The organism is Paenibacillus agaridevorans, from assembly GCF_018604145.1.
Classification (GTDB): domain Bacteria; phylum Bacillota; class Bacilli; order Paenibacillales; family Paenibacillaceae; genus Pristimantibacillus; species Pristimantibacillus agaridevorans.
Window position 1 is genome coordinate 389,435 of sequence record NZ_CP075889.1, and the last position, 13,215, is coordinate 402,649.

General features: G+C 53.2%; 15 protein-coding genes and 1 pseudogene. 10 read left to right on the plus strand and 6 right to left on the minus strand.

Going from position 1 to position 13,215, the window contains the following annotated elements:
• The first annotated feature begins 44 nt into the window (after positions 1-44).
• Together KJW29_RS36405 and KJW29_RS01530 are read left to right on the plus strand one after the other, a co-directional pair.
• Positions 45-413, plus strand: a complete 369-nt coding sequence (locus KJW29_RS36405; protein ID WP_214628493.1) for an SGNH/GDSL hydrolase family protein — start codon at positions 45-47, stop codon at positions 411-413.
• The gene (locus KJW29_RS01530; protein WP_214628494.1) at positions 394-807 is read left to right on the plus strand and encodes an SGNH/GDSL hydrolase family protein; all 414 of its coding nucleotides are present in this window, start codon (positions 394-396) and stop codon (positions 805-807) included. Before KJW29_RS36405 ends, KJW29_RS01530 begins: the two co-directional genes overlap by 20 nt.
• Here KJW29_RS01530 and KJW29_RS01535 read toward each other — a convergent pair.
• Complete coding sequence (locus KJW29_RS01535) at positions 759-1,238, minus strand: hypothetical protein (RefSeq protein ID WP_214628495.1); 480 nt, start codon at positions 1,236-1,238, stop codon at positions 759-761. The genes KJW29_RS01530 and KJW29_RS01535 overlap by 49 nt on opposite strands.
• Positions 1,239-1,360: 122 nt before the next feature.
• On the opposite strand from KJW29_RS01535, the gene KJW29_RS01540 reads away from it, so the two are divergent.
• From KJW29_RS01540 to KJW29_RS01560, 5 genes are all read left to right on the plus strand, one after another.
• Positions 1,361-3,181: a cache domain-containing sensor histidine kinase gene (locus KJW29_RS01540; protein ID WP_246608541.1), complete on the plus strand. Its 1,821-nt coding sequence runs from the start codon at positions 1,361-1,363 to the stop codon at positions 3,179-3,181.
• Between the two features lie 23 nt (positions 3,182-3,204).
• The gene (locus tag KJW29_RS01545; protein ID WP_214628496.1) at positions 3,205-4,533 is read left to right on the plus strand and encodes a response regulator transcription factor; all 1,329 of its coding nucleotides are present in this window, start codon (positions 3,205-3,207) and stop codon (positions 4,531-4,533) included.
• 97 nt (positions 4,534-4,630) lie between these two features.
• Positions 4,631-5,569, plus strand: a complete 939-nt coding sequence (locus KJW29_RS01550; RefSeq protein ID WP_214628497.1) for a carbohydrate ABC transporter permease — start codon at positions 4,631-4,633, stop codon at positions 5,567-5,569.
• Positions 5,566-6,435: a carbohydrate ABC transporter permease gene (locus tag KJW29_RS01555; protein WP_214628498.1), complete on the plus strand. Its 870-nt coding sequence runs from the start codon at positions 5,566-5,568 to the stop codon at positions 6,433-6,435. Before KJW29_RS01550 ends, KJW29_RS01555 begins: the two co-directional genes overlap by 4 nt.
• A gap of 147 nt (positions 6,436-6,582) precedes the next feature.
• The gene (locus tag KJW29_RS01560) at positions 6,583-8,019 is read left to right on the plus strand and encodes an ABC transporter substrate-binding protein (protein ID WP_214628499.1); all 1,437 of its coding nucleotides are present in this window, start codon (positions 6,583-6,585) and stop codon (positions 8,017-8,019) included.
• An 87-nt stretch (positions 8,020-8,106) separates the two neighbouring features.
• Here the strand turns inward: KJW29_RS01560 and KJW29_RS01565 are convergent.
• Positions 8,107-8,265, minus strand: a pseudogene (locus KJW29_RS01565) (RCC1-like domain-containing protein); the annotation flags it as partial.
• Between the two features lie 133 nt (positions 8,266-8,398).
• On the opposite strand from KJW29_RS01565, the gene KJW29_RS01570 reads away from it, so the two are divergent.
• A complete protein-coding gene (locus KJW29_RS01570; protein ID WP_214628501.1) occupies positions 8,399-8,803 on the plus strand; it encodes a CBS domain-containing protein in 405 nt (134 codons plus the stop codon).
• A 225-nt stretch (positions 8,804-9,028) separates the two neighbouring features.
• The gene (locus KJW29_RS01575; protein WP_214631460.1) at positions 9,029-9,538 is read left to right on the plus strand and encodes a hypothetical protein; all 510 of its coding nucleotides are present in this window, start codon (positions 9,029-9,031) and stop codon (positions 9,536-9,538) included.
• Positions 9,539-9,643: 105 nt separating this feature from the next.
• Here the strand turns inward: KJW29_RS01575 and KJW29_RS01580 are convergent, their stop codons facing one another.
• The 3 genes from KJW29_RS01580 to KJW29_RS01590 all read right to left on the minus strand — a co-directional run bounded on the left by KJW29_RS01580 (position 9,644) and on the right by KJW29_RS01590 (position 10,431).
• On the minus strand, positions 9,644-9,946 hold the full coding sequence (locus KJW29_RS01580; RefSeq protein ID WP_425517481.1) for a hypothetical protein: 303 nt from the start codon (positions 9,944-9,946) through the stop codon (positions 9,644-9,646).
• A gap of 22 nt (positions 9,947-9,968) precedes the next feature.
• Positions 9,969-10,121: a DUF3934 family protein gene (locus tag KJW29_RS01585; RefSeq protein WP_087570874.1), complete on the minus strand. Its 153-nt coding sequence runs from the start codon at positions 10,119-10,121 to the stop codon at positions 9,969-9,971.
• A gap of 94 nt (positions 10,122-10,215) precedes the next feature.
• Positions 10,216-10,431 (minus strand): hypothetical protein, encoded by a 216-nt coding sequence (locus KJW29_RS01590; protein WP_214628502.1) that lies wholly within the window; start codon positions 10,429-10,431, stop codon positions 10,216-10,218.
• A 262-nt stretch (positions 10,432-10,693) separates the two neighbouring features.
• On the opposite strand from KJW29_RS01590, the gene yunB reads away from it, so the two are divergent.
• Positions 10,694-11,833, plus strand: coding sequence for a sporulation protein YunB (gene yunB, locus KJW29_RS01595; protein WP_214628503.1), 1,140 nt, complete (start codon positions 10,694-10,696; stop codon positions 11,831-11,833).
• Between the two features lie 182 nt (positions 11,834-12,015).
• Here yunB and KJW29_RS01600 read toward each other — a convergent pair whose 3' ends face one another.
• Positions 12,016-13,098 (minus strand): M23 family metallopeptidase, encoded by a 1,083-nt coding sequence (locus tag KJW29_RS01600; RefSeq protein ID WP_281426317.1) that lies wholly within the window; start codon positions 13,096-13,098, stop codon positions 12,016-12,018.
• Between the last annotated feature and the right edge of the window lie 117 nt (positions 13,099-13,215).

Consider the following 13,215-nt stretch of genomic DNA (forward strand, 5'->3'; position numbering starts at 1 on the left):
TACGGAGAGCGGAGCTAGCGGCTGGAAGGAGGTTTTCACCGGATGTGTGGCTGCTCCAGTTCAGCAGGAGCGCTGATGGAACCACTTTGTATCAAGCGGCCTATCACGGCATCGATGCATTCGGACATGAGGTGAGACCGCCGACCTCGGACGAGCTCCCCAAGGAAGCGATTATCGCATATGGCTCCTCCATTACCCAGGGAGCGGGAGCGACCGTGCATTCCTCTTCCTATATTCAGCAGCTAGGCCGAAGAACGGGAATGGACATCATGAATAAAGGACTAAGCGGCTCTTGCTTTTGCGAGCGGGGAATGGCGAATTACTTGCGACGAGCGGAAGGCTGGGGGACGGCGCTGCTGGAGTTGGGGGTCAACATGAGGGGCCGCGTCCCGCTTGATGAATGCGAGAAGTGAATCCGATACTTGCTGGAAGCTCTTGCCGAAGACCATTATTGTCCTGTCCATTTTGACTAATGGCGGCTACGTAAGGGCAGAGAAGGAGGAAATGGCTGCACCGACAAATGAAGACATGTCGGAATTGGTAGAAAAGCTGTGTCTTGCTTCTCGTCATCCTCGGCTTGTTTACATAGACGGGAGGAGTGTCTTAAACGATCTTTGCGGACTTACGACCGATCTGCTGCACCCCTCCGATTACGGTCATATGCTCATTGCCGATCATATAGCGGCGAGACTGGCAGCCGGCAATGGTATAAACGTTCGCGTTGACACTTTGCCGGGCGTGGAAAGCCCCATAGCTAGCTACAGTGGCGTCCACGCCAGCCATAACCCGAAAAAAGTCGGGTTATGAAGCCAGTAGCGGCGCTTTGGCCAGCGATAGCCCGAGAAAATCGGGCTAAAGAGCCGCGCGGAGCGGCTTTGTTTGCGATAGCCCGAGAAAATCGGGCTAAAGAGCCGCGCGGAGCGGCTTTGTTTGCGATAGCCCGAGAAAATCGGGCTAAAGAGCCGCGCGGAGCGGCTTTGTTTGCGATAGCCCGAGAAAATCGGGCTAAAGAGCCGCGCGGAGCGGCTTTGTTTGCGATAGCCCGAGAAAATCGGGCTAAAGAGCCGCGTGGACCGGCTTTGTTTGCGATAGCCCGAGAAAATCGGGCTAAAGAGCCGCGCGGGGCGGCTTTGTTTGCGATAGCCCGAGAAAATCGGGCTAAAGAGCCGCGCGGGGCGATTATGTACTCGAGCCCGAAAATTCGGGCTATCGGTCGTCCCGAGCAGCAGAGCCGCCACTCTCTCCAAAGTATGTGCATTTCTACGATACCCGCCTCGCCTTACCTGCAAGCCCATAGAATCGGCTACACTGAAAGCGCTGTATCCATGCTATAGTACAGAGAGAGCGGGAGGTGCGACAGGTGGGCAGATCCGTCATGAATCCACTAACGAAATTAAATATGAAGCAGCAGCTTATTTTGTTGTTCCTGCTTATGGTGAGTCCCGTCTTCCTGTTGCATTGGTACGGCAATCTCAAAGCGGAGGATTTGCTCAAAAATCAGGTGACGAACGCCTACGCCGAGCTGATCAAGCAGAATCACGCGCTGATTAACCGCGATATCGATACGATCGACAAAGTGACGGCGACGATTATCCAGCATCCTTCTACGCAGAAACTCGTGCCGAGCGGAGCAGAAGCGGTCATCGAGCGCGTACGCAAATACGATGCCGTCGACAAGCTGCTGGCGAGCCTGTCCATCCCGGTCAACGGCGGCGAAGCCGTCTACTATTCGTTGTACGTGTACGATCCGGAGGACTATTACTTCTTCGCTCCGAAGCGGCAGGTGTTGCAGACGGGCGTCTACTTCTTTAACGACAGCACGAAGCCGGAGTGGTTCGACGAGGCGGTAAGCCATAAGGGCAGCGGCTACATGGAACTCATCGACGGAAACAAAAATTTGTCTCGCGTCCAGACGCTGGCCTTCATTCGAGCGGTCAATAACACGGGAAACGGAGATCGGATTATCGGCGTACTTGTCGCGACAAACATGGAGAAGAAGGTGAGAGAAGCGCTGCATTCCGTGTCCCTGCCACAAGGACATCTTATGATGTTTACCGATTGGACCGGCCGGATTCTGACCTCAACGCAGCCTGAATTGGCAGGTACGATTGCCGAGATGCCTCCGGAAGCGAGCGTGGATATCGACCATGCGTCCTCCGGCACGATCGAAGCAATGACCAAGGATTCCATCTATATCGTCAACTATAGCCGGGTGATGAACCAGCGACTTATTTATCAAATTCCGGTGGGTTCGCTGCTCAAGCAGCAGAACGAGCTTAAGCGCGTCATTCAGTTCATTACCATTGCATATATGCTGTTGGGCAGCATATTCCTGCTCTACTTCTGGCGTTCGCTTATGACGCCGCTTCAGAAACTCGCGCAGTTCGTGCGCAAGTACGAGCCGGGAAGGCTCGTGCCGGAGACGCCAAGCCGGCGCAGGCACGACGAAGTCGGCGTCCTGATGGCCGCCATGTACGATATGGCCAGACGGCTAAATGCTCTTATTCATTATAAGTATCATATGGATCTCAAGCAGAAGGAGTCGCAGCTGCAACTGCTCTATCAGCAGATCAATCCGCATCTCCTTTACAATACGCTGGAAAGCATCTATTGGAAGAGCACGCTGGAAGGGAATACGGAGTCGGCGGAGATGATCAAGGAGCTGTCGAAGCTGATGAAGATCGGCCTCAGCCGCGGCCGCGAGCTAATTCGGCTCGAGGAGGAGCTGGAGCATGCCGGAGCCTACGTCAACCTGCAGCAGAAGCGGTATTCTTACGAGTTCAAGGTGATCTGGAGGGTGCAGGATGCGGCGAAGGGTATCCGTATTCCGAAAATTACGCTGCAGCCGCTGATCGAAAACGCCATAATCCATGGCGTCAAGCTGATGGGCGATGACGGGGAAATCATGATCACGGCCGCCGTCGAAGGGGAGCGCGTAACGATCAAGGTAGAGGATAACGGCTACAAGCAAGCCGACATTGAGAACATGGAGCGGCTGTTGTACGAGGAAGAAGCCGACCACACGCTGGGGTACGGCATCCGCAACATTCATCAGCGCATTCAGCTGCATTTTGGCCATTCATACGGATTGAGCTACCGAAGACGTGAGGAAGTCGGGACGGCTGCCATTCTTGTCTTGCCCGCCACGTACGAGGACCCGCTGCCCGGCACGGAATCATAAATAGAGTGAAAGGATGATTGCGGATGTACAATATTCTCATCGTGGACGACGAACCTCTTATCTGCGAAGGATTAACCCAGCTGCTCTCGACTTCGGGCATTGCGATCAAAGGGCTCTTTAACGCGCACAGCGGGTACGAGGCGCTGGATTATATTCGCATGGAGGATATCGATCTGCTCGTTACGGATATTCAGATGGGGTCGATGAGCGGCATCGAGCTGATGCAGCAGGCCAAGATCATTAAACCATGGGTACAGGTCATCATCATTTCGGCGCATGAAACCTTTCAGTACGCGCAGCTTGCCATCAGGTTCGGCGCCAAAGACTATCTCATTAAGCCGCTGAATAGCGAGCAGTTTCTAAGCTCCGTGCGGCATGTGCTGCTGCATATGGACAAAACGGCAAGAGATTCGGAGCGGATGCTGTCCGATCTTAACGACGGTTTTCGCATGCGGGAGCCCCTGCCCGTCCGAATGGAGCTGCTCAAGTCGCTGTTGGAGCCTCATACGGGCAATCGGGAAGCCATCATTGCCGAGCTTGCAAAAGGACACGGCATCGATCTGTCCGGGCCCTATTATGCCGTCATTAAGGCAAGGCTCGACTTGGAATCCGGCGGACGGACGTTGACGAAGAAGGATGACGAGCTGCTGCAATACGCGGTGCTCAACATAGCCGGGGAGCTGCTGGGCAAGGAGTGGGACTATCAGTCGTTCTACGATTCCGGCGGCACCGTCTGCATCATCATTCAGTGGACGGAAGCAAAGTACGGCGATTCCAGCGTCGACAAGGTCAATCAGCTGGAAATGATCGGGCGGAGCCTTCATTTTAACGTCGACAAGTTTCTCGGGTTCGGCTGCGTCGTCGGCATCAGCCAGATTCTCAAGGGGGCGGACTTTCTTGGCGTTACGAACGAACAGGGAGACAAGGCGATGCGCTGGAGCCGCCAGTTCAAGGATCATTACGTCTTTTATTATGGAGACTTCAAGTGGGGCGTCTATTCGGAGGAGGAGCCGACGGAGGAAGAGATCAACGCCCACAATAATCTGATCGTGGAGCGGGCAACCAGGTATATTAACGCGAACTACGCGCAGAAGGGGCTTACTTTGAACGAGGTCGCGCTCAAGAACCATGTCAGCCCGAATTATCTCAGCTATCTGTTCAAAAAAAACACGGGCTGCAACCTGTGGGAATACGTCATCAAGCTGCGGATGGAGGAGAGCAAGCGGCTTATTCAGACTACGGATTTAAGGCGCTATGAAATTTCCGAGCTAGTCGGGTATGAATCTCCGGAGCATTTCAGCAAAATTTTCAAAAAGTATTTCGGGGTGAGTCCGAGCGAGATGAAGAAGTAAGATCGCCTATCATACGCATAGATACGCACATGTGCAGGGGGACCGGGTTTCTCTACAATGGGGGTAGATTACCTATAGGAATGAGGGACCACTGCACATGGAGCAAACAACGGCAGTTCCAATGAACGGGCAGCACCAGCCTAAGACAAGGCAGGGGACGCAGCGTACGGGCAAGTATAAACGGTACTTATGGGGGTATCTGTTCCTTCTCCCGGCCGTTATCACCTTTACGCTGTTCCTGTGGCTGCCAATCTTCAAGGGCGTATTAAACAGCTTCTACATCGTCGATTTCGTCAAAGGCAATTCCTTTGCGGGCTTCGACAACTACAAGACGATCTTCGCCGACCGGGATGTCACGACAGCCGTAAAAAATACGCTCTATTATATGGGGCTCGCGCTTGCCATCGGTTTCTGGGTGCCGATCTTTATCGCGATCGCGATCTCCGAGATGCGAAGATTCCAGGGTTTCGCGCGCGTAGCGGCTTACTTGCCGTATGTCGTGCCGTTCGTCGTCCTGTACGGCGTATGGCGATGGCTGTACGATCCCGTCGGACCGATCAACGCCGTACTTAAGGCAGTCGGGATCGGGGGAATCAGTTTTATGGTCGACCGCAGCTGGTCGATGATCTCTATCGTCATTATGGAGACTTGGCAAAGCTTCGGCTCCGCGATGCTGATCTATCTGGCGGCTATTCTCAGCGTCCCCCGAGACTGGTACGAAGCGGCCGAGATCGACGGGGCCGGCATCTGGAGCCGCATACGCCATATTACGCTGCCCGCGATCAAGGGCCAGATCCTTCTGCTGCTCATGCTGCAACTGATCGCGACCTCGCAAGGGTTCCAGACGCAGTACGCGATGCTGGACGGCGGTCCCAACAACGCAACGTTGACTTACGCGCTTCTCATTGTCAAATATGCCTTCGTCAGGCTGGATTACGGCGTTGCCTCCGCTCTCGGAGTGCTCATGTTCCTCGCTCTCAGCATTCTGGCCATCCTTCAATACCGCATCAACAACAGAGGGGGCGTCGGCCAATGAAATCTTTTGATCGGGGCATAGTGTCCTCCTACGACCTCAAGAAGGGGAAGGTCAAAGTCGCTTACGCGGGCATGAATCTCCTAATCATCGCCATGATGTGCTGCATGGTCTATCCCATCCTGATTTCCTTGTTCAATGGTCTTAAGCTGAACACCGAAGTGAATTCGTTCCCGCCGACCTTCCTGCCGGAGGAATGGCATTTCGAGAACTACGCGAAGGCGTGGAACTACATCGATCTCCCGTTCTATTTTAAAAATTCGATGCTTCTTTTCGCCGGCAACATGGTCGTAACGATTCTGGTTCTTGGACTTGCCTCTTATGCGCTATCGAAGATGAACATGCCCTTCAAGTCGGGCATTCAATATTATTTCCTGATGACGCTGTTCATTCCGGCGACGACCTATATGATTCCGAACTTCATTAACCTGAAGGATCTGGGGCTGATGGGCTCGTTTGCCGCGGTATGGCTGCCGGCAGGCGCCAACGCGTTTTTCCTTCTTCTGCTCAAGACGTTCATGGATGGCATCCATATGGAAATATTCGAGTCGGCGCGCATCGACGGAGCTTCGGAGCTAAGGTGCTTTTTCCAGATCGCCTTCCCGCTGTCGATTCCCATCTTTGCGACATTGTCGATCTTCGTCTTCGCGACGGCATGGAACGACTGGTTCTGGCCAAGCTTTATTCTGAGCCAGGAGAACAAGCCGTTGTCCGCGGCCATTCGGGACTTCGTCCTGAACGCGCGCCGTCTGGATTTGAATATCCGGTTCGCTATATTGTCGATCGTAATGGTTCCTCCGGTTATTATCTTCTTATTCTTCCAGAAATTTATATTAAGAGGATTATATCTCGGAGGAGTTAAAGGGTGAATTTCATCAAATTACATGATGTGGTGGAATTATCAATGCGTAAATCTGCACATGATCGCAATAGGAATGCACATCGCCGACACGAACCTGCCTCCATTATGATGAGCATGTAGCCACAACAATCCAAATGAAGAGGGGATACACAACATGCGTAAATTGCAATTAACGCTTGCCACGCTCCTTACGCTCAGCTTCGCGCTGGTCGCTTGCAGCGGCAACGGCGGCGGAGGCGCCAAGCCTGCCACTGACCCGACAACCAAGCCTACCGATTCCGCCAGTACGAAAACGCCGGAAGAAGATATCAAATCGAAGAAGGTATCCATCAGCATCTACTACCCGACGCCGGATCGCGTGGAGGACCGCGCGCTGGAGGATGACAAGATCAGAAGGTTCAACGAGGTTTATCCCAATGTCGAGATCATCAAAAGCGATTGGCAGTACAACCCGAACGAAATCGGCATCAAGATGGGCGCGAACGAGGCGCCGACGTTGTTCAATACGTACGCTTCCGAGGGCAAATTTCTGGCGGAGAAAGGTTGGGCGGCCGACATTACAGAGCTGTTCAACAACTACCCATTCAAGGATCAGATGAATCCGGCGCTGCAGGATTTATTTACGGTGAACGGCAAAGTGTACGGAATCGCGCAGCGCGGTTATCCGACGGGCGTGGCCGTCAACAAAAAAATGCTGGAAGCGAAAGGCGTGACGCTGCCGGGCTTCGACTGGACCTGGGACGACATGCTAAACGCGGCTAAAGCCGTATCGGATCCCGCCGCAGGCATCTCCGGCATCGCGCCGATGGGCAAAGGCAACGAAGCGGGCTGGAACTGGACGAATTTCCTGTTCACGGCTGGCGGAGACATTCAAACGGCGCAAGACGGCAAAATAACGGCGATCTTCAACTCCGACGCGGGCGTCAAGGCGCTGGAATACTATAACAAGCTCAAGTGGGAAGCCGATGCGATTCCGCAGGACTGGGCGCTTGGCTGGGCCGATGCTGTAGGGGCGTTCGCGCAAGGCAGAACGGCGATGGTTATCGCGGGCCCCGACGGTCCGGTCGACCAAGGACTCAACCAAGGCGGCATGGCTCCGGAGGACATTCTCGTCTATCCGATTCCGGCTTACGAGAAAGGCGGCAAACATTACGGCGTATTGGGCGGAGACTACCTCGTCATTAATCCGAACGCTTCGAAAGACGAGCAGGAGATCGCGTTCTATTATGCAACATTCGACTATTTCTCCGACAAAGGATTGGAGTCGCTGGAGAAGAACATTCAAGAGCGCAAAACGGATAACAAGTACTATGTGCCAGCCGTGCTGCAATACTTCAAAACGGATTCCGAATACGGACAGAAGGTTAACGATCTGTTCAACAAATACGACAACGTCTACCAATACGGCCGGGAAACGCTTGATCTGATCGACGGCAAGCCGGAATCCCCGTACAACACGCAAGACTACTACGCGCAGATGACGAACGTCATTCAGGAGGTCTTCTCCAAGAAGGGCGTCGACATGAAAGCGCAGCTGGATCTGACGGCGAAATACGTGCAGGAGAAATATTACGATACGATCCAGCAGTAACACAACTATAAAGACAGCGGCAGCCCGGGGCTTTATTTCTTCCTAGGCTGCCGTTTTTTCATAAATTCGAAGGAGTTATTGCGGGCGGATGCCGCTCCAGCCGCTTACATCGCATTGCCCATATTTTTTGTCGCCCACAGCAACCACCGTGCCGTCGGATTTAAGGCCAACGGCATGACGACGGCCTGCCGCTATAAAAGCTTTGGGAATTGTCCAATTGACATTACTTATTAGAATCAACTCCATTTCGTTTCTGGATTCATTCGGACTAGGTTCAAACGTTTCTCGACATATCTTATGGCACTAGACATGCACCAATCCCTTGCGCATGCGCCCCGCGACGAAATATGATTTAATTATACTAAAGGAGCGTGATGCAATGGACATCAAATCGTTTTTATATCCCAAAAATGAGGTCTCTTACCTTATGACATCCTCTAATATGAAAGAAGCCATGGATAAATTGGAGGCGAGCCACTATACAGCTATTCCGATCTTGGACGAGAAGGGCTTATATTTCGGAACGTTATCCGAGGGAGATTTATTATGGAAGCTAAAAGACACACCGGGTCTCGACTTCGATACGATGCACGAAATTCCTGTCATCTCCATCAAAAAACGAATGAAAGTCGAATGCGTTGAAATCAACGCCGACTTGGACGATATGCTGGCGCTGGCGGCCGATCAGAACTTCGTTCCGGTCGTTGACGCCGATCGCGTTTTCCTCGGTATTATTCGCCGCAAAGATATAATCGCATACTATACCAGGAATATTGTGGATTAGTAGTGAAAAACTGAACTTGCGAATAAAAAGGCTGCTGTTCGACCGGCAGTCTTATTTTTGTTCTTAGTAGCGCGGATAAAACTCAGGGGATGTTCAACCATATTCGGACGGAAACGACTCCATGCGGACTTCCGTACAAGCAGCTCGCCAGGACGATGCATTAACTGATAGGGGGAATTACGGGGTTTAGTATGTGATCGGAATCGAGAGGGGGTTTGGAAGAATATGTCAACATTGTACATCAAGGACAGTCCGTTCATGGAGGGGTTCTCTGCGTATTTAGCCTCGCAAACGGTTTCCACAAGCGCGCAGCTTACGAACTGGGACTTGACGGCACCGTTTTTCGGCAGCCCTGACTTCAACGCAACTAGCGGCAATTATACAGTTCCCGTGACGGGCCGCTATTGGATTGCCGCTACGGTGAACTACTCGCTTAACAACCCCGTTACGCTGGGTATCGGCGGCTCAGTATACCCGAATTTTCAGGTCAGACGTTCTTTGCCGGTCTCTACTATATTGGTCAGCAGCCTTCTTCCGGTGCTTAATCTTAATGTTACGCTTTTGAATATTAGGGCGGTGTTGGGCAACGCCGGCGTTACGCTGGCGGGAGAGGCCGATCTGACAGCCGGAGACGTCATCGGATTATATTACGCGGCCAACGGCTTGACGCTTACGCTGAGTATCGGCTTGGGAGCCGTTAACGGAGTGATGTGGATCGTTCAGCGATTGACGTAGTCATTCTTTTGAGAGCGACTGTAAGTACAGGATCGGCGGTAGAAGGTGCAAAAAAAAACGAAAGCTTGTCGTTAGACAAACCTTCGCTGTACAGGAATATATAGGTTAGGCTCCAGCGGCAAGCTCCGACTTTGCTTTCTCCAGCATGGATGGCCAGTCCGCGAACTTCGTCTCGCGAGCAACATGGCGATTAAGCAGCTCCTCGGGGATCAACGACATATCTTCCGTCGACCAAGCCTGAAAGTTGCCTTTCTCCAGAAACTCTTGTATCGTTTTGCAATTCGAATATTGACTCATGAATGTTTCATTGAACAGCTTCCCCAGCGAGGCTTGTTCCTCCGGGTTTGCACGCTGGTCTTGCAGTTCCTTCAGCAGATCGTCGAACGACATAGGGGCTTTTCTTCTCAAATATGACCACTCCAATCTTCAATTATTTTCCGTCCGTATTGTCGGTTTTTTTCGTGCCTTTACTCTTGTATGGTTTGGGGGCGCCTGCGGCTCTGCGCTCGCCTGCCTGCCACCTGTTCCAGCCCTTCTTGCCGGTGCCTCGTCCGGTACCGCCTTTTCCCTTAGCTTTGCTCAGACCAATCACTCCGTATTCTGGCTGCCTTGACCAATCATTCGCTTCATTATATGTTATTGCTTCGAAATTAGCTATGTATACGTTGAGAACCTTCCTATCGGCGCCTAATATCAAAAAACTCGCAGCCTGCCCGCTCATGATACATAAGATCGCTGACGCTGGATTGCGTTACGACGGTTGTATCGTCAAACCGGACGATGACAGAGCTTCCGTCGACGATAAGATTGTCGCGGAAGACGCGAATGCGAGTGCCCTTCTCCAGTGCCTCGTCGAAGTCGGCATCGGTCAACAATTTACGGTTTAGCGACATGTTATCTCCTCCTCCAATCGCTGTCAATGTTCCGTTGTCCGCCGTGATCCGTTACACAGCTCCGTTCTGCCTCTAGTTTAATAGTGTACATGATCCGGCTTGATGGAACAACCTGTTTGTCATAGGTTCTGTCATTGCTTCTTTTTGTTTCGTTGGTGTTCGGAGGAAACGTCGTAAGGGCGGGTAAGGGACAATCCGTTTCTTTTTTGGGCGGGTTTTGCATAAGCTTGGGTATGGAGAAGGACAGGACGGGGGGATGGCGATGGCAAGATGGGGAAGAAGGAGTTGGTGGCAGCGATTCGGAGACGGGCTGTCAGGGCTTGGTACGGGCAGTTCATTCCGGCGCACGAAGACGGTAAGCTGGGGAAACGGGAAGGGCAGAATCGGGACGACCAAGCCGGGCCCAGGGAGCGGCGGCATCAAGTGGGGAGCAAGACCCGCAGCCGGGAAGCCGGCCTCAAGCTGGAAGCGGCGGAGGTCAATCTTTACATTCAGCTTGGGCGGTGCTGCAGGATCCAAGCGCCCCTCGCAGCCAACCGTATGGGGGACAAGGCCCAAAGAACCGCGGAGTCGCCCGCGTCTTCGCAAAAGGATGATTCTGTTATGGCTCCTTCTGTTCATGATCGTCTTCTCGATACCTTCGTTCGTGTTCATAGAACGCAATCTGCGACCTCCGCTTATGAACATCGCGAAGGTCAGGGTGAAGCAGGTAGCCACACAGGCGATTAACAAAGCAATCACGGACCAGGTGGCGCACAAGTCAGAGGCCGATAAACTTATCGATTGGAAGATGAACGCGGACGGCAAAGTATCCGGCTTCATGCTGAATTATGCGGAGCATATCAGCATTACGTCGGAGACGGTGCAGACGGTTCAGGCGGCGCTTAGCGAGATCAAGCATATTCCGGAACATATCCCGATCGGCCATGCCCTCGGCAGTGCGATCATCTCGTCGTTCGGTCCTACGGTCCCCGTTAAATTCGAGCCGGTCGGAGCGACGAAGGTGGAGCTAAATACCCGCGAACGGGGCGCCGGCATCAATATGGTTTTGGTGGAGGTGTATATTAGAGTCGTCGCCGAGGTATCCATTATTATTCCGTTCGATACTGAACCCGAGGTGGTCGAAACCGAAATTCCGATCTCGTATCTGCTCGTCGTTGGCGATGTGCCGATGTATTATTACGACGGTACGGGCAAGCCGGTTGGCGAATCCGCCGCTCAAGCGCCCAACATATCTGTCCCTCTGCAGCAAGGAGCGGGGGGCGTTACGGCCAAGCCGGGTGAAAGTGAAGGGGGTGCGGCAGATGAAGGAGCATTGCCAGGAGAACCTTCGGCTCCGGGAGGCCATAGCAACGGCGACTCTTCCCAAGGAAGTTCGTCGATTCAGCTGCAGTCGGAATAAGGGCGCTACCCGAAGGCATTGAACGCGAAAGGGCTTCCCATCAAATCATTATTGACTTTGATGGGAAGCTTGTTTGCGTGTGAAATATGAGCGACGTGAAGCCACTGTTGCTGCTTGCCTCACCACTGTTTCGGCTATCCGGCTTTTAAGCATTATCGTCAATCTGTAATGCCAGCGAGAAATTACTTCCCGCTCCGACGTCGTTGCCATTCCGCTTGTTCCCAGCGCTTAAGCATCGGATAAGGGTCGAAAGCCCATTCCAGAAGGCCGCGATCGCTGTAGACGCCGTAATGGAGGTGGGGCGGGAACTTGCCGGACGTACCTGGCTTGCCATAGCCGGAGCTGCCGACCCAGCCAACCACTTGACCGGCTTCGACGATGTCGCCGACATTAAGCTTTTTGTCGAAGCCGGAGAGATGCGCGTAATAATGGTAATGGTTGTTCAGATCACGAATGCCGATTCGCCAGCCGCCGTACTTGTTCCAGCCCTTGATCTCGATAATGCCGTAGCAGGTGCTTCGCACCGGGGTGCCGTGGCCCGCGAACAAGTCCGTTCCTTCATGGCTCCGTCTGCCGCCCCAGCCTCTGCGATCGCCCCATGTATCCCTGTAGGAATACGAAGTTCCGAGCGGAAGAGGGAAGGCGTGCTCGAATAGATCAAGCTTGCCGTAATGCTTGTAGATGGCAGCGAATTGCTCCACCCGTTGAACGGCGCGGTTATTATGGTAATAATCCCATACGCCAGCCGGAAATCGCATATCGACCGTGCCTTTTGCTCCCATAAAGGTAATGAGCGAATACAGCAGGTCGATGTCGCTCGTCCGTTCCGCGAGACCGTTGCCGTCTCCGTCCTTGCCGATCCCTTCGAAGAAACGAATGGAAGCAGGGGAGCTGTCATCGGAGTCAGGATTAAGCGGTCCTGCCCATCGCTGGGGCTCCACAAAAACTCCGGCTATTTGTCCTAACAGGGGGCGTGCCTTTGGCTTCGCTTTGGACATGGATCGTTCGTATTGATCAACCGCAGCAATCCAATACCATTCGACGCCGGTAACGTTGCTTAGTTGATCGTAGAGCTCCCTGCGTTGGTCGAAGAGATTGGCAGCGAGTTGTCCTTCCGCCGCCGCGCCTGCTGCCTGAGATTGGATGACAGCAGTGCCGGAGGGTTGTGTTTGTTTTACTGGGGCTGCCGCCGCGGCTCCCGTCGCGGGCACAGCCTGCAGCAATGCGGCCGCAATCAGCGCTGAGAGCGGGATGATGGCTTTCAATTGCGTCTCACCCTTTCGATAAGCATGAGGTCATAACGATAGTTTTTGCAGAACTGCCGTTTTTATCCCCCAACCCCAGCCTTCCGGATGGTTTGTTGCTGGAAATTACGAACATAT